At 57.3% G+C, this 14,008-nt stretch carries 18 protein-coding genes; 5 read left to right on the plus strand and 13 right to left on the minus strand.

Annotation, left to right across the window (positions count from 1 at the left end; all coding sequences use genetic code 11):
- Positions 1 to 127 precede the first annotated feature (127 nt).
- Positions 128 to 427, plus strand: a complete 300-nt coding sequence (locus AC06G8_RS13820; RefSeq protein ID WP_447661327.1) for a hypothetical protein — start codon at positions 128 to 130, stop codon at positions 425 to 427.
- A gap of 48 nt (positions 428 to 475) precedes the next feature.
- On the opposite strand, the gene gndA is transcribed toward AC06G8_RS13820, so the two are convergent.
- Together gndA and AC06G8_RS13830 are read right to left on the minus strand one after the other, a co-directional pair.
- The gene (gndA, locus tag AC06G8_RS13825; protein ID WP_076356906.1) at positions 476 to 1,897 is read right to left on the minus strand and encodes an NADP-dependent phosphogluconate dehydrogenase; all 1,422 of its coding nucleotides are present in this window, start codon (positions 1,895 to 1,897) and stop codon (positions 476 to 478) included.
- Between the two features lie 336 nt (positions 1,898 to 2,233).
- The gene (locus AC06G8_RS13830) at positions 2,234 to 2,830 is read right to left on the minus strand and encodes a hypothetical protein (protein ID WP_447661328.1); all 597 of its coding nucleotides are present in this window, start codon (positions 2,828 to 2,830) and stop codon (positions 2,234 to 2,236) included.
- A 281-nt stretch (positions 2,831 to 3,111) separates the two neighbouring features.
- On the opposite strand from AC06G8_RS13830, the gene AC06G8_RS13835 reads away from it, so the two are divergent.
- Positions 3,112 to 3,798 carry a YktB family protein gene (locus tag AC06G8_RS13835; protein ID WP_447661329.1) on the plus strand — a complete coding sequence of 229 codons (687 nt, stop codon included), beginning with the start codon at positions 3,112 to 3,114 and terminating at the stop codon, positions 3,796 to 3,798.
- Positions 3,799 to 3,867: 69 nt separating this feature from the next.
- Here the strand turns inward: AC06G8_RS13835 and AC06G8_RS13840 are convergent, their stop codons facing one another.
- Positions 3,868 to 5,235 (minus strand): MFS transporter, encoded by a 1,368-nt coding sequence (locus AC06G8_RS13840; RefSeq protein WP_447661669.1) that lies wholly within the window; start codon positions 5,233 to 5,235, stop codon positions 3,868 to 3,870.
- Between the two features lie 4 nt (positions 5,236 to 5,239).
- Between AC06G8_RS13840 and AC06G8_RS13845 the strand changes: the two genes are divergently transcribed.
- On the plus strand, positions 5,240 to 6,709 hold the full coding sequence (locus AC06G8_RS13845; RefSeq protein ID WP_447661330.1) for an aminotransferase class I/II-fold pyridoxal phosphate-dependent enzyme: 1,470 nt from the start codon (positions 5,240 to 5,242) through the stop codon (positions 6,707 to 6,709).
- A 63-nt stretch (positions 6,710 to 6,772) separates the two neighbouring features.
- Here the strand turns inward: AC06G8_RS13845 and AC06G8_RS13850 are convergent, their stop codons facing one another.
- The 4 genes from AC06G8_RS13850 to AC06G8_RS13865 form a co-directional block, all read right to left on the minus strand.
- Positions 6,773 to 7,081, minus strand: coding sequence for a DUF1292 domain-containing protein (locus AC06G8_RS13850; RefSeq protein ID WP_076355017.1), 309 nt, complete (start codon positions 7,079 to 7,081; stop codon positions 6,773 to 6,775).
- Positions 7,082 to 7,156: 75 nt separating this feature from the next.
- Positions 7,157 to 7,717 (minus strand): stalk domain-containing protein, encoded by a 561-nt coding sequence (locus AC06G8_RS13855; RefSeq protein ID WP_447661331.1) that lies wholly within the window; start codon positions 7,715 to 7,717, stop codon positions 7,157 to 7,159.
- A 206-nt stretch (positions 7,718 to 7,923) separates the two neighbouring features.
- A complete protein-coding gene (locus tag AC06G8_RS13860; protein ID WP_447661332.1) occupies positions 7,924 to 8,136 on the minus strand; it encodes a hypothetical protein in 213 nt (70 codons plus the stop codon).
- Positions 8,137 to 8,278: 142 nt separating this feature from the next.
- Positions 8,279 to 8,530 (minus strand): DUF3892 domain-containing protein, encoded by a 252-nt coding sequence (locus AC06G8_RS13865; RefSeq protein ID WP_447661333.1) that lies wholly within the window; start codon positions 8,528 to 8,530, stop codon positions 8,279 to 8,281.
- Positions 8,531 to 8,639: 109 nt separating this feature from the next.
- Here AC06G8_RS13865 and AC06G8_RS13870 point away from each other — a divergent pair, with 109 nt between their 5' ends.
- Positions 8,640 to 8,795: a hypothetical protein gene (locus AC06G8_RS13870; RefSeq protein ID WP_447661334.1), complete on the plus strand. Its 156-nt coding sequence runs from the start codon at positions 8,640 to 8,642 to the stop codon at positions 8,793 to 8,795.
- A 24-nt stretch (positions 8,796 to 8,819) separates the two neighbouring features.
- Here AC06G8_RS13870 and AC06G8_RS13875 read toward each other — a convergent pair whose 3' ends face one another.
- The 6 genes from AC06G8_RS13875 to AC06G8_RS13900 form a co-directional block, all read right to left on the minus strand.
- Positions 8,820 to 9,107, minus strand: coding sequence for a hypothetical protein (locus AC06G8_RS13875; RefSeq protein WP_447661335.1), 288 nt, complete (start codon positions 9,105 to 9,107; stop codon positions 8,820 to 8,822).
- A gap of 77 nt (positions 9,108 to 9,184) precedes the next feature.
- Positions 9,185 to 9,352 carry a hypothetical protein gene (locus tag AC06G8_RS13880; protein ID WP_447661336.1) on the minus strand — a complete coding sequence of 56 codons (168 nt, stop codon included), beginning with the start codon at positions 9,350 to 9,352 and terminating at the stop codon, positions 9,185 to 9,187.
- 6 nt (positions 9,353 to 9,358) lie between these two features.
- Positions 9,359 to 9,640: a phage holin family protein gene (locus tag AC06G8_RS13885; protein ID WP_447661337.1), complete on the minus strand. Its 282-nt coding sequence runs from the start codon at positions 9,638 to 9,640 to the stop codon at positions 9,359 to 9,361.
- Between the two features lie 140 nt (positions 9,641 to 9,780).
- Complete coding sequence (locus AC06G8_RS13890; protein ID WP_447661338.1) at positions 9,781 to 10,071, minus strand: hypothetical protein; 291 nt, start codon at positions 10,069 to 10,071, stop codon at positions 9,781 to 9,783.
- An 80-nt stretch (positions 10,072 to 10,151) separates the two neighbouring features.
- Positions 10,152 to 10,757, minus strand: coding sequence for a TetR/AcrR family transcriptional regulator (locus tag AC06G8_RS13895; protein WP_447661339.1), 606 nt, complete (start codon positions 10,755 to 10,757; stop codon positions 10,152 to 10,154).
- A gap of 65 nt (positions 10,758 to 10,822) precedes the next feature.
- The gene (locus AC06G8_RS13900; RefSeq protein WP_447661340.1) at positions 10,823 to 11,983 is read right to left on the minus strand and encodes a YhgE/Pip domain-containing protein; all 1,161 of its coding nucleotides are present in this window, start codon (positions 11,981 to 11,983) and stop codon (positions 10,823 to 10,825) included.
- A gap of 690 nt (positions 11,984 to 12,673) precedes the next feature.
- Between AC06G8_RS13900 and AC06G8_RS13905 the strand changes: the two genes are divergently transcribed.
- Complete coding sequence (locus AC06G8_RS13905) at positions 12,674 to 14,008, plus strand: cytochrome ubiquinol oxidase subunit I (RefSeq protein ID WP_447661341.1); 1,335 nt, start codon at positions 12,674 to 12,676, stop codon at positions 14,006 to 14,008.

The raw sequence follows: 14,008 nt of genomic DNA on the forward strand, positions 1-14,008 counted from the left end.
CACCTTCCCATGCGATGTCAATCTTTCAAATATCATATCATCAATTGCTAGAGACGGGGTATAAAATTCTTATTTTACCATAAGGATAGAGAAGATCATTCTACCTCTTGAAGGAGGGCGGCCAGCCATGCCGATGGAACAGGGACCGCAGGCGCAATCGGAGCGCAAGCTTCGCCACATCCTCGATCCGGGATCGTCGTTATGCCGGGAAGATGTCGTATGGGCGCTGGATTATATCAAAAAAAAGGTGGCCGACGAAGATTCCGCCCTAGCGGAATTATCGCAGCCACGCTTGCTCAAAAACTATCGGGGATTCGCCGAAGCGGCCATGAGCCTGCTGGCTTCGCCTCGCACCGGCCCGCTTGAGGCGGATCGGCTCCGGGGCATGCTTCGCGAAGCTCTGCACGGCTTGGAGAGGCAAGGCTGACGTCCGGCCTTGCCGGCCTCTTCCTCGGCTCTTCCCCCGCAATTGCAATCAGCCCTCGCTGGATTCCATCCACTCGAAGTGGAACGTGCCTTCCTTGTCCACACGCTCGAACGTGTGGGCGCCGAAGTAGTCGCGCTGTGCCTGAAGCAGGTTGGCCGGCAGGCGCTCCGTGCGATAGCTGTCGAAGTAGGCCAGCGCGCTGGAGAAGCCTGGAACCGGAATGCCGCTCGCTACGGCAGCCGTTACGACTTCGCGCCATGCGCCTTGATACTCCTCTACGACACCTTTGAAGTAATCGTCAAGCAGCAGGTTTTTGAGTCCCGCGTCACGATCGTACGCATCCTTGATCTTCTGCAGGAAGCGGGCGCGGATGATGCAGCCGCCGCGGAAGATCATGGCGATGTCGCCGTAGCGCAGGTTCCAGTCGAACTCATCCGAAGCTGCGCGCATTTGGGCGAAGCCTTGGGCGTAGGAGCAGATCTTGCTCGCAAACAAGGCTTTGCGGACCGCTTCGATGAAAGCGGCTTTGTCGCCCTGGTACGGCGCGGCTTGCGGTCCGCTCAGCACTTTGCTGGCATGGACGCGCTCTTCCTTCATCGCGGAGAGGAAGCGGGAGAAGACGGACTGCGTGATGATGGACAGCGGCACGCCGAGATCCAGAGCGCTTTGGCTCGTCCATTTGCCCGTGCCCTTTTGGCCGGCGGAGTCGAGAATGACGTCGACCATCGCTTTGCCCGTCTCCGGATCCTTCTTGGAGAAGATGTCGGCCGTGATCTCGATCAGGTAGCTGTCGAGCTCGCCCTTGTTCCACTCCGTGAAAATCTCGTGCAGCTCGTCCGTGGACAGGCCCAGCACGGAGCTCAGAAGGTGGTAGGCTTCGGTGATCAGCTGCATGTCGCCGTACTCGATGCCGTTATGGACCATCTTGACGTAATGGCCGGCGCCGCCAGGTCCGATGTACGTGCAGCAAGGGTCGCCGTTCACTTTGGCGGAAATGCCGGTCAGGATCGGCTCGACGAGCTTGTAGGCCGATTCAGGGCCGCCAGGCATGATCGCAGGGCCTTTCAAAGCGCCCTCTTCGCCGCCGGATACGCCGGCGCCGACGAAGCGGAAGCCTTTGGCCTCGAGATCCTTGCTGCGGCGTTCCGTGTCAGGGAAGTAGGCGTTGCCGCCGTCGATGATGATGTCGCCTTCGCTCAGATGGGGAACGAGCTCGTCGATGACGGCGTCCGTAGGACGGCCGGCCTTGACCATGATGAGGATTTTGCGCGGCACTTCAAGGGAAGCGACGAATTCTTCGATCGTGTAGGCAGGGAACAGGTTTTTGCCGGCGGATTCCGCGACAAGCTCGTCCGTCTTTTCGCGGGAACGGTTGTATACCGATACCGTGAAGCCTTTGCTCTCAATGTTAAGCGCGAGGTTCTTGCCCATGACGGCAAGGCCTACGACGCCGATCTGCTGTTTCGACATATTGACCATTCCTTTGCTAAGTTATACAAGCGGTACGCACTTCCACTAGTGTACCCTTTTTGTTCCGTTATGCAAGTCATTGTACCATGAACGGTTCCCGAAACGAATCCGGAGCAGATGAATATTGCATGAACCCTAAGCACCGGAAATGCCGCAGCAAGTTCCATTTCGAACGATCGGCGCGAAACGGCCCCCTGTGCCGGCAGTCCGGCTGCGGCAAAAAAGCCGGGAGCACAAGGCTCTCCGGCGGGTATCGGTTTTTGCGTCTCGACGACGAATTCCGTCTCGGTCTTACAACTCTAGCCGAAGACCTCGACGACGAATTCCGTCTCGGTCTTACAGCTCTAGCTGAAGCATTTCGCTTCTCATGACGACCAGGCGCTCACGGCTCTTATCGGCCGCTGCCTCGTCGCCGCTTTTGAGAGCATCATGCAGCACGCACAGCTCGTAATCCAGCTCGTAGCGGAGAACGGCAGCCCGTTCCTCGGCCCGAGTGGACTGGAACGACTTGAGAATCTCCTCCAGCGTGACGACTGGACGCTTTTGATAAATGATGCGGTGCTCCATTCCCGACACCTCCACCAATCGGATGATTTCGCCGAACATGATATTTTCAATGACGATCTGACGGTCCTTCATCCGCTTCACGACAGCATGGCCCCGGGTATCGCCAATCAGCTTCTCGATCAATTCAGACAGCTTCTCATCCTTAATGATATAATCCCCCACGATTTTGTAGCGGCTCTTCATTTTCTGGAAGCGCAGCTTGACGAGCTTTCTTCCCGTGCGGATGGAGATCAGGAACTGCGCCTCGGTCTCGCTCCAATACAGGGAATACCCCTCATGAATCAAATCGCGAATGAGATTTTGGATTTGCCGGCGGTCAAATCGCAGCTCCAAATTGCAATATTCCACTTCGTAGCTTTTGTTCACGGCAAGCCCTCCCTGTCTGGATAATGATGACCAAATGTTCTGACAATTTGTTCTTACCTGTAGTTTATACTCCATCTTATGTGCTGGCAACTTGGTTTATTGACTAATTTTGAAGAAAAGGGCTGCCGCCCCCTCTCGATTGGAAGCGGTTACCTGACCTGCGCCCCCGCCTTGTCCATATCGGCCTTGCCCTGTGGTATACTATATGGACAAGATAGCCCCGGCATGACCGCTGGAGCGGAATGCGGGGCTCATTATTTACTCCGAAGGGACGACACTCTATGACAACCTCCGCCACAGCGCCGCTAACCGCTCCTGCCCGTCAGGCTGACGGCCGCAACGCTCCGTTTCCCGGATTTTTCCAAAGCGACTTCGACGTATTCGCTATCCAGGGTCTCGAGCCGCGAATGGAAGCGCTCATCGGCAGCATTCGCCCGAAGCTGGAAGAGCTGGGCAGCCGCATCACTCCGCTGCTGAGCGTGCTCGCCGGGACCGAATTCTACCCGCATGTGGCCAAGCATGCCAGAAGAACCGTGAATCCCCCCAGCGACACCTGGGTCGCTTTTGCCGCCAACAAGCGCGGTTACAAGGCTCATCCCCATTTCCAGATCGGCCTGTGGGAAAGCCATGTCTTCATCCAGTTCGCCGTCATCTATGAGGCTGCCGGCAAGGCTGCATTCGCCGCCGACGCCCTGAGGCAGCTGGACAACATCCAGTCCGGCATCCCGGATTCCTACGTCTGGTCGGGAGATCATACGGTTCCCGGCGCCGTCGCCGGGTCCGCCATGGCTCCCGGAGAGCTCGCTTCCTTGTTCGAGCGCCTGCAGAACGTCAAGGCTGCAGAAATCCTTTGCGGCATCCATATCGACCGGCATGACCCTCTCCTGGAGGACGGCGAAGCTTTCGTCGCCCGCGCGGAGCAAGTCATCGAGACCCTCATGCCCCTGTACAGGCTGGCCGTACAATAACCGAACGACAAAGCCCCCCTGCAGGTCTGTCAAGGACCTGCAGGGGGGCTTGCTTGTCTCTTCCAGCAGCTAAGCCAAGGAAATCCGGCCGCGGCGGATGATCAGCAGATGAAGGACGAACAGGACGACGAGCGAGCCGCCGCTGATGAGGAACGGCGCATGGGAACCGTAGCTGTCCCACAGCCGCCCGGACATGATGGAGCCGAGCACCATGCCGAGGCCTTCGATGGTGAGGAAGAAGCCCCATACCGCCCCGCGCTCCTCCTTGGGGATCGCTTTGGCGATCAAGGCGTTCCAGGCCGGAATGATGCACGCATACCCCAGTCCGACGAGAGCGACAACGAACAAGACAAGCGTCAGCTGCCGGGTATAGCCGAGCAGAGGCAGCGCCACGGCAGCGACGAGGAAGCCTACATGCAGGAACCAGCGGGTGCCGTAGCGGTCCACCCATTTGCCGACCGGAATCAGGCCCAGCACCGTAACGGCTCCGCCGGCTACCAGATAGGCGCTGTACTGCTGCGGGGTCAAATGCAGCACCGTCCTCGCATATTGCGTCAGGACGGGCGTAAGCAGGCCGAGCGCGAAGTTCTGGATGAACATCGCCGGATAGAGCAGCTTGCTCGCATGCAGGGATTCCCCGACCTTCTTGAAGTAGCGGCGCATCCGCGGAACCAGCGGTCCGCGCGAAGCGTGAGGCGCCTGCTCCTCGAGCTTGCCCTCGATTTCCCTGGATCCCCTGCGGCCGGGCAGCGTCAAGGTGACGATCAGGATGAGGACCAGGATAGCGCCCATCAGCCAGAAGGCGGGCTCATAGCTCTTGATGATGAAGAAATTGATGACGATCGGCCCCATGCCGACTCCGATCAGCCAGCTCATATAGATGACGCTCATCATGCTGCCGCCGGCTTCGTCCCCGGCCACGGCCGTCGCCCCCGTAATGACGCAAGGCCACAGGGGGGAGGTCCCGACGCCGAGCAGCACGCAGGCGGCAATGATCCAGCCCGTGCCCGAGGTGAGGGCGATGATCCCGACGGACGTGCAGGTGAACAGCACGCCGAGCAGCATGACCGTGCGGTAGCCGATCCGGTCGATGATCCAGCCGAGCGGGCTGCGGAAGGCGTTGTCGCCGATATATTGGGCCGCGAGCGCCCAGCCCACGGCGTAGGCGGACAGCCCGAGGGCATCGCGCATATACACCGGCAGCACCGATACGAGCACAGCTCCTTTGACAAATTCGACTCCGAACATAATAAGAAGAAGTTTAATGACGAACGGCGAGCGAATGATCTTTTTCCCGTTCGCGGGCATCTTCAGTTCCAAGCAGCGACAAACCCCTTTCCGATCTGAGTCGGCGAGGGTTTGCAGGCTTGCATTCCCCCCCGTACATGCTATACTCATTTTTGTTTGTATACCTGAATCTGAAAGGCTGTGGATCATAGCGATGGACCATACACGCACGCCTCTCTTCAGCGCGCTTCGCCGCCACGCAGAGAACAATCCCCTGCAGTTCCATATTCCCGGGCACAAGAAGGGAGTAGGCACCGATTCCGAATTCCGAGCCTTCATCGGCGACAACGCCTTGTCGATCGATTTGATCAATATAGCTCCTTTGGATGACCTTCACCAGCCGACAGGCGTAATCGAGGAATCCCAAAAATTGGCCGCCGATGCATTCGGAGCCGATTATACCTTTTTTTCCGTACAAGGCACAAGCGGCGCCATCATGACGATGATTCTGTCCGTCTGCGCGCCAGGGGACAAAATCATCGTGCCGCGAAATGTCCACAAGTCGATCATGTCGGCCATCATCTTCGCCGGCGCGCGCCCGGTGTTCATATCGCCTGCCCGCGATGCCGAGCTCGGCATCGACCACGGCATCACGACGCGCTCGGTGCGTCGCGCCCTTGAGCGCCACCCGGACGCGAAGGCCGTGCTGGTCATCAACCCGACCTACTTCGGCATTTGCGCCAATCTGAAGGAAATCGTCGATCTCGTCCACAGCTACGACATTCCGGTTCTCGTCGACGAGGCGCATGGAGTGCTGATCCACTTCAACGACAAGCTTCCAATGAGCGCGATGCAGGCAGGAGCGGACATGGCTGCGACGAGCGTGCATAAGCTCGGCGGCTCCATGACCCAGAGCTCCGTGCTGAACATGAAAGCAGGCCGCATCAATCCGCATCGGGTGCAGACGATCATCAGCATGCTGACGACGACGTCGACTTCCTATATCCTGCTCGCCTCGCTGGATACTTCCCGCCGCAACCTCGCGGTGAACGGCTTCGAGATGGCGGACAAGGCCATCGAGCTGGCCCAGAAGGCGCGGGCGGAGATCAACGGGATCGACGGCCTCTATTGCTTCGGCAAGGAGATCCTTGGCGGCGAAGCGACATTCGACTACGATCCGACGAAATTGACCATTCATGTCCGCCACCTCGGCATTACAGGTTACGACGCGGAGAACTGGCTGCGGGACAACTTCAATCTTGAAGTCGAAATGTCGGATATGTACAACATTCTCTGCCTCATTACTCCGGGCGACAGCGAAGACACCACCCGCCAGCTGGTCGAAGCGCTGCGCGCCATGGTCGTCCATTATCCGCGCGTGGACGAAGTGCAGGAGCTGATCGTGAAGATTCCGGAAATCCCGCAGCTGTCCCTGACGCCGCGCGAGGCTTTCTACGGCGAGACGGAAGTCGTTCCGTTCAAGGAATCCGCAGGCCGTATCATCGCCGAATTCATTTATGTCTATCCTCCCGGCATTCCGATCCTGCTTCCGGGAGAAGTCATTTCCCAGTCCAACATCGACTATATCATCGACCATGTGGAAGTCGGGCTTCCGGTAAAAGGTCCCGAGGACCGCAGCATCCAATATGTGAAAGTCATCGTGGAGGAATCCGCGATCTTCTAAGGAAATCATTCCTGCTCCCAAAAGCAAAAGCCCGGCTGGCCGCCGGGCTTTTGCTTTTGCTGCTTATTTGCCTTCGTTCTGTTCCTTGGCGATCTGCTCGTAGATAGCCGTCACGCGCTCCCACTCCGCATCGTCCTCGATGCCGACGAGGAAGGCTTCCTCGTCCTCTTCTTCGATGCGGAAGATGACGCCGTCCTCCTCCGGATCGTTGCGGTCGAGAAGCACGGCATAAGCCTGGTTCTCGGATTCGAACGTATATACCATCACCATCTCGCGGTCATTGCCCTCTTCATCCGTCACGAGAAAGACATGTTCTTCATGGTCATGGTCTTGGCCGCAGCCGCAGTTGTCGTCATGCTGATGCTCAGTCATCGATATCCCTCACAATTCTGTCTGCCTTAAAGTACCTTCCGTATCGTATCACTTGTCCCGCTCCGGGTCAAACAGCTATCCGACGGTAATGTTCTTCTCCGAAACGACGCTCCAGTCATCGTTCGGACTCAAGCGCAGCGAGAAGCGGATCGCATAGGTTCCGGAGCTGTCGAAGCCGTATTTGATCTCCTTGGAGAGGTAGAAGAAATTGTCTTTCTTCGTCGCGCTTGTCGCGAGGGCCGTCTCCTTGCCGGCAGGATCCGTGATCGTAATCCGGAACGAATCCACTTCCGCCGCAAGGCTGTCCACCTGGGCGAGCAGGCTGAACGAGGTGGTGCCTTTGTTTTTGACATAGCCGAACGGGCTGTTGTCTTTGTCGAACAGCACCATATGTACGTTGGGCCTGATGATGCTGGCCTTCTTGCTGCTGTCATCCCATACAACGAGAGCCTGCATCTTTTGCGCCACCTGACGCAGCGGCAGGTAAGTCTTGCCGTCCGACATGATTCCCGTCTCTTGAAGCTCGCTGCCGTTGAACATGACTTTCACGGCTTGGGTGGCCGAATCCGCAAAAATCATCGTGCCTCCCCAGAGAGCCATGGCAAGCGTAAGCACAAGGACTTTTTTTCCTTTCATTCGATCCCTCTTCCCGATTGTTCGTTACAGCTTTATACTCAGCCCGCAGGTCAAAGTTGCGCGGGTTCAAGACTCCCATGCCGATTCGGGACTATGGTCCCGAATCGCGAACGAAGCGGTCGCGACAAGCGAAAACCCGCCTGCCGCAAACTGTCGCAACATGTAGAACCATGCGCTTCCCCGGGAAATGATCGGTCTATTTCCACTCAGCCGTACGTTCGCGTGAGCACGCATGGAACGCCTTTGCCAAGCGCCCCCGGCTGGCGCATCCGTTCCAGGTAGCGCATGCCTCGAGCGCAAGGGGTTTTGCATACGGCGCATGTATCGGACAGCACCAGCTTCATATTGACCTGCCTGCGGTCGCTTGCCGGCACTTTCTTTTTTGCCGCCTTCGATGAGCCGCCTTTGCCTTTGCTCATGATGTCATTCTCCTTCCGGGCGCCCTGGGCGGACGCTTCCCTGCTATCGTATGCAGGAGCCGGATGGTTGGCTCTCCTGGAGCCTTACTCTGCGCAGCAGAAAAAACCGTCCAATAAGGACGGCTCCAATCGGTCGAAAAGATCAGAAAACGGGCAAATTGTCCAGGTTGTTGGTCGGATCCCCATCGGCATCGCCGCGCAGGTAATGGCCTCCGTCCCGCCCTTTGAACACATTCACTCCGGCAAGCTTGCCCTGCTCCGCTTCGGCAATCGCCTCGTCATAAGCGAGGATGCGACCGTTCTCGGTTTTGAACGACGTCAGATCGCCATCTCCGTTCTTTTGGACGGCCACAATCCGTTCCCTTGCCTGCTGTCCGCTGCTGTTGATTTCCATACTGGACACCGTTCCTTTCCGTTAGGTGATCTTCGGCATGCCATCCTAGCTTGCCCAGGGAGGGACCGCTTTATAAAAGGGTGGCATTCCGAAGAAGGCATAAGGTATCATGGAAGCATGCAGCAGGAAGCTGTCCAACTACGAACGGAGGATGAAACGCGTGGTCGTTGTCTATATTCTATCCGCATTGATGGTCGTCCTCATGGTATGGCTCCTACTGGCCGTCACCAAGAAGGCCTATTCAAAAAAATGGGACGAGGAATAAAGATCCTCGTCCCTTATCCTATCCTCATGACTTCTTCCAATCGCGTCCCCGGTCATGGGCATGAGGCGCAGCAAGCCGAGGCCTGTCCTCATCTCCATAGATCGAAGCGCGCACGGAATCGGGATACAGGGAGGCCCTCACGGAAGCAGCGAGAGGATCAAGCTCTTCGGCGGCGGATCGGCTGCCTCCCGCATCCTCTCCTGCGTAATGGATTCCGCTGCAGCCTGCCGACGCAGCCAAAAGCAGCGCGGCTCCAAGCTGCATGAGCAGCTTCTTCCCTATTTGTCCGCTGCGATATGTCCTCGTTGCCATGTCCAGCCTCCTCGGTGTTTCCTTCCTATAAGGAAAGTATGCACCGGGAATGGAGCCTTCAACCGCTGTCCGCCGCTTTACTTGTCCTCCCGCGGAGGTCCGTCCAGCTTGCGCAGCCAGACATAGACTTCATCATAACGGGTAGAATCATGGCGGATGAGCCTGGCAAGCGGAACGACGGCAGCCGCGATCAACGCCCCCAGCCCAAGCAGCCATACCGCCAGGTGAGCCGTCCAGATGGCCATCTCCCCTCACTCCTTTCCCGAAACGGATTGAACCGCTTCCCGCGCCTGCTTGAACAGCTGATGGCCGTATATCGCCAAAGCGCCAGCGACAATCCCTTCCAGGGCGTTATGCAGCGTCCAGCCCTGCAAAGCCATGGCCAGAATGACGGCAAGCGCCGTCACGACGTAAACGATCGTCCAGTTGGGGATTTTCGGCGTCCCCTTGAGAATCATGCCGATGACCCAGCATGCGGCAACGACAATGGCCAAGCCCGGGTCAAGAACCTCCGACAGCGATTCCAAAGACATGGCGGTCACCCCCTATTTTTTCTACAGCTACTATATGAAGCGTCGAGCCTGTTCATGACTTCAAATTGAAGCGGAACAAGCACAAAAAAAGCCAGCCGCTTGGCATGCGGCTGGCATAATCGATATTCTAGGCGCGTCGCTTAACGCCGGCCCGCCGCCCGAAGCGCTGCGGCGATTCCGCTCCAGAACTCGCTCGTGCGCTGGATATCGGCCGGGTTATCCTCGGACTGCAAGGCAGCAGGCCCGAATTCGGCCATGAACCAGTCCGGAGCCGCCAGCATGGCGGTCAACGCATCAAGCTTCTCGTTTTGGGAGCGGATGACGGCGGCCTGCTCCAGGCTGATGCGGCGCAGCACGTCCCTGCTATGTTCAAGTTCGACGACTTTCAGCTGCAGATGCTGCAGCGCATGGCGATCATCTGTACTCATCATCTCTCTCAACCTCCTGTCAAATATTAATAAACAGGAGGCTGGACCTAGAAGCATGCTTCAAGCCCCCGGGCCAGAGCCCGTCACGGGCGGGGACGATTGGGATCGTAGTCGAGTCCTCTGAAAATGAACGCCGTCATATCCTCCACCAAAGCTTCCCTTTCTTCCGTCTCGTAAGAAAACAGGTCCTTGCAATACGGGGATGAGCTGAAGTTCAGAAGCAGCGCCTGCACGCAGGTGAGCGCCGTATCCAGGGAACGATACCGGAACATGCCATGCCTGCCGCCTTCTTCGATGAAAGAACGAAGGTTTCTCCAGATCGGCATGCTCCATTCCTTGATCAGATGGCTCCGCTCGCTTTCCGTCCATTTCTCGATCTGGATCATGCGGGAAATATCCGGATTGTCCAGCCTGTGCGCGATCATCTCGCGGATGAATATCCTCAGGCCTTCATCCGGCGCTTGTTCGGGCTGCGAGAGCAAGGAAGCGAGCGCCGGAGATATTTCCAGACTCCGGAACACTTCCTCGAACATCGCTTCCTTCCCCCCGAAATAATAAGATACGAGAGCCGGGTTCGCCCCTGCGCCTTCGCAGATCTGACGGACGGATGTCCCTTCATAGCCTTGCCTGGCGAACAGGCGGCGGGCGGAGGCAAGCAGTCTTTCCCGGATGGACGTCTCCTCGCTCACGGCTCTCATCTCCTCTTTATCCTTGATCCTTCATCGAAGCTGAAGCCGATAGCGGCTCCGCTGCCTCATGAAGCGGTCGCCGGCGATGCTTCGGCTTGACGCGCGGTTTCCTTGCGCAAGGCGACTCCCGTTACACTGATGACGATCGCGGCGGCGCCGATCGCGACGAGCAGCCACGAAGCCTTGCCGGTTCCTGTGCCGCCGAACAGCAGGTTCATGCAGCCCTGTACAGCATAGGTTGCCGGCAGGAAATCACCGAGGCGACCGTAGAATCCGGACAACAGCTCGCGCGGAACCATGGCGCCGGACGTGACGAGCTGCACGGACAACAGCAGGATATTGAACAGCATGCCGGGCATTCCGAGCACGACTAGGAACATCTGGGATACGAACATGAAGACCGCGACGAACAGAGCCTGAAAGCCCCATTGTGCCAGGAAGCCGTGACCATGCTGGCCTCCGAGAGAGAACAGCATGATTGTTCCGATCAGGGATACGAGAACGGCGGCTGCGAAATTGAGGGCGAATCGGGATTGCAGACGCTGCCACTTGCCCATTCCCTCCCTGCGAAGCATCATCGATGCCTGCTCGAAGTTCATGCCCATGATCATCGCTCCGACGTAGGAAGCCAGTACGAGCATCATCGGAACCATCTGGTTGTTCATGCCTTTGACGGGATTGACCGACTGGATATCGGCGACAACCCGCTGCCCCAGCCCGGCCGCTGCGGCTTCCGACAGTTCTCCAGGCGCATTCAACTGCTCTAGCAGGGCGGCAGTTCCCATCTGAACGGCCTGTCCATTGACAGCTCCGGCAATTCCGCCTGCCGCCGAGGTCATGATGCTTTTGATGAGGGCGGGGTTCGATTCGTTGACCGTGAATTTCAGCTCGGCCTTGTCTTGAAGCGATGTCGCTTTTTTTGTAAAATCATCCGGAATGGTGACGAGCATCTGCAGTTCGCGGGTGTTCAGCCGCTCCATGCCCTCTGCGGCCGATCCCAGCCGGATCAGATGGAAGGTCGACTGAGCTTCCAGCGACTCGACCACTTTGGCGCCGAGGCCGCTGTCCTCGTTGACGATGCCGACGCTGAGATTGCCCGCCCGGTCATTGACGCCTTTGTAGGCCGTCATCCAGATGCTTGAGAATATGACTTGAAACAGAACAGCCGTCACGATTCCGACGATTGTCATCGGCTTTTTTAAAAACAGGGTGATCCCTCTCCACATACCTATTTGCCCTCCCAGGCTATCTATATTTAAACACTCGTTTAAAACAAATGTTTAAATGAAGTTTATCTCCTTTATATTTAAGTTGTCAATAATTTTCAAGGCAACTCAATTAGACCGGATATACGGCCGACATGGAAAAAGGCGCCTCCTCCTGGCTTCCGCATGATGGAAGACTGGCGCAGGCGCCTTCTCGGCGTGCTGTGTTGCTGTAATCAGCGTTGTGGACGAGATTAGTCGCTTACGAGGATGCCCTGGAAGCTTTCGGGACCGACGCGCACCGTGCCGAGCAGGCTGGTGGAGACAAATGCGATGTAAGTAAGCTGAGGGGTAATGGGAGGAAGATAATCCGCGGCCGTGAAGGTAATGATTTGCGGAGCGAGAATGCTCAGTTCGAATATGGAAGTGGCGGAGAAGATGACCGGATCCGTGGTCTCGGTTCCGCGTACGACCGTAATCGTGATGTCGACCAGCGCGAGCGACCGGAAGTGCTGGCGTTCTGGGATGTTCGTGCATCAAGGAAAGTAGACATGTTCGTGCACCTCCTTTCTCCGACGAAGAATACGATCCTATATTCGCAGATTGATAGATTGTGAGAGGGAATGAGCCTTTAATAGAAGAGACAGGCTTACATAATCCTGGATGTCCCTGCCAATAATACCCTCATCAATTCAAAAGGGAGTTTTTGGTATGGATCATGTTCAGCTCGCCCGTTCTCTATTCGGCTCTTCCATGGCCTTCCACATCATCTTTGCGACGCTTGGCGTCGGCCTTCCGATGATGATCATCGCGGCAGAGGTGCTGTTTCAGCTCCGCAAGGATTCGGATTATGCCACCATGGCCCGGAGATGGACCAAAGGCTTTGCCATCCTGCTCGGCGTCGCGATCCCTTCGGGAACGATTGTCGGCGTCATGCTGGGCTTGCTCTGGCCCGGCTTCATGGAAATCGTGGGGCAAGTGATCTCGCTGCCTTTCCAGATCGAGATCTGGGCATTCTTCCTGGAAGCCTTGTTCATGTCCATTTACGTTTATGCCGCAGACAGGCTGAGTCCATGGATGAGAATCGTCAGCGTTATTTTCGTGGCTGTCGGAGCTACGGGCTCCGCCGTCCTCATCACCGATGCGCATGCCTGGATGAATACGCCGCGAGGATTCACGATTGCAGACGGCAAAATTACGGATGTGCATCCTTGGGCAGCGGTTTTCAACCCCAGCTTTTTCAACACGGCGCTCCATGTTTCCCTTTCCGGCTACATGACAGGCGCATTCGCGATCGCTTCGATCGCAGCCTGGAAGCTGCTCTCCCGGAACCGGGAGCCGCGCGAGACGGCTTATCACCGCAAAGGCCTCATGCTTGCCCTCGTCATCGGGTGCGTAATGTCGCTTGCCACGGCATTGAACGGCCATAGTACGGCTCAGATGCTTCATGAATACGAGCCCGAGAAGCTGGCCGCGGCGGAGGGGCTGTTCGAAACGCAGGCATATGCGCCTCTAGCCATCGGGGGAATCGTCGACAAGGAGAGCCGAGAGATCAAAGGCGCCATCGAGATTCCCGGAGCGCTCAGCTTTTTGGCCGGCAACCGCTTCGATACGGTGGTCAAAGGCTTGAATGAGTTTCCGGTGGAAAATTGGCCTCCGCTTTTCGTGCACACCCTGTTCAATCTGATGGTCATGCTCGGATCGTTGCTGATCGTGATTTCCTTCGGCGCGCTGTTCTACCGATGGAGAAAAAAACGGCCCCTCCCCGGCTGGATGCTGAGGGTGCTCGTCCTGACCGGGCCGATGTCGCTGATCGGCATCGAAACCGGCTGGATCTTCAGCTGCAGCGCCCGGCAGCCATGGACGATCTATCACATCCAGCGTACGGCCGAAGCCGCGACCGCATCCCAGAATCTCGGCACGCTGTTCATCCTCTTCATCGGACTGTATGTGATGCTGATGTGCATCACCATTCTGGTGCTGTGGCATTATTTCAAGCGCAATCCGGTCCATGCCGAGCTGGCGCTCAAGCATGAGGGGGCGTAG

Source organism: Paenibacillus sp. SJS-P3, assembly GCF_056711585.1.

Bases quoted from the DNA above. Each gene is read 5' to 3' on its own strand.
- AC06G8_RS13865 (WP_447661333.1), bottom strand. From the start codon at position 8,530: ATGGAAATCAACAGCAGCGGACAGCAGGCAAGGGAACGGATTGTGGCC.
- AC06G8_RS13890 (WP_447661338.1), bottom strand. From the start codon at position 10,071: ATGATGAGTACAGATGATCGCCATGCGCTGCAGCATCTGCAGCTGAAA.
- AC06G8_RS13885 (WP_447661337.1), bottom strand. From the start codon at position 9,640: ATGTCTTTGGAATCGCTGTCGGAGGTTCTTGACCCGGGCTTGGCCATT.
- AC06G8_RS13855 (WP_447661331.1), bottom strand. From the start codon at position 7,717: ATGAAAGGAAAAAAAGTCCTTGTGCTTACGCTTGCCATGGCTCTCTGG.
- AC06G8_RS13850 (WP_076355017.1), bottom strand. From the start codon at position 7,081: ATGACTGAGCATCAGCATGACGACAACTGCGGCTGCGGCCAAGACCAT.
- AC06G8_RS13875 (WP_447661335.1), bottom strand. From the start codon at position 9,107: ATGGCAACGAGGACATATCGCAGCGGACAAATAGGGAAGAAGCTGCTC.
- AC06G8_RS13820 (WP_447661327.1), top strand. From the start codon at position 128: ATGCCGATGGAACAGGGACCGCAGGCGCAATCGGAGCGCAAGCTTCGC.
- gndA (WP_076356906.1), bottom strand. From the start codon at position 1,897: ATGTCGAAACAGCAGATCGGCGTCGTAGGCCTTGCCGTCATGGGCAAG.
- AC06G8_RS13900 (WP_447661340.1), bottom strand. From the start codon at position 11,983: ATGTGGAGAGGGATCACCCTGTTTTTAAAAAAGCCGATGACAATCGTC.
- AC06G8_RS13840 (WP_447661669.1), bottom strand. From the start codon at position 5,235: ATGATCCACAGCCTTTCAGATTCAGGTATACAAACAAAAATGAGTATA.
- AC06G8_RS13870 (WP_447661334.1), top strand. From the start codon at position 8,640: ATGGAAGCATGCAGCAGGAAGCTGTCCAACTACGAACGGAGGATGAAA.
- AC06G8_RS13880 (WP_447661336.1), bottom strand. From the start codon at position 9,352: ATGGCCATCTGGACGGCTCACCTGGCGGTATGGCTGCTTGGGCTGGGG.
- AC06G8_RS13905 (WP_447661341.1), top strand. From the start codon at position 12,674: ATGGATCATGTTCAGCTCGCCCGTTCTCTATTCGGCTCTTCCATGGCC.
- AC06G8_RS13860 (WP_447661332.1), bottom strand. From the start codon at position 8,136: ATGAGCAAAGGCAAAGGCGGCTCATCGAAGGCGGCAAAAAAGAAAGTG.
- AC06G8_RS13845 (WP_447661330.1), top strand. From the start codon at position 5,240: ATGGACCATACACGCACGCCTCTCTTCAGCGCGCTTCGCCGCCACGCA.
- AC06G8_RS13835 (WP_447661329.1), top strand. From the start codon at position 3,112: ATGACAACCTCCGCCACAGCGCCGCTAACCGCTCCTGCCCGTCAGGCT.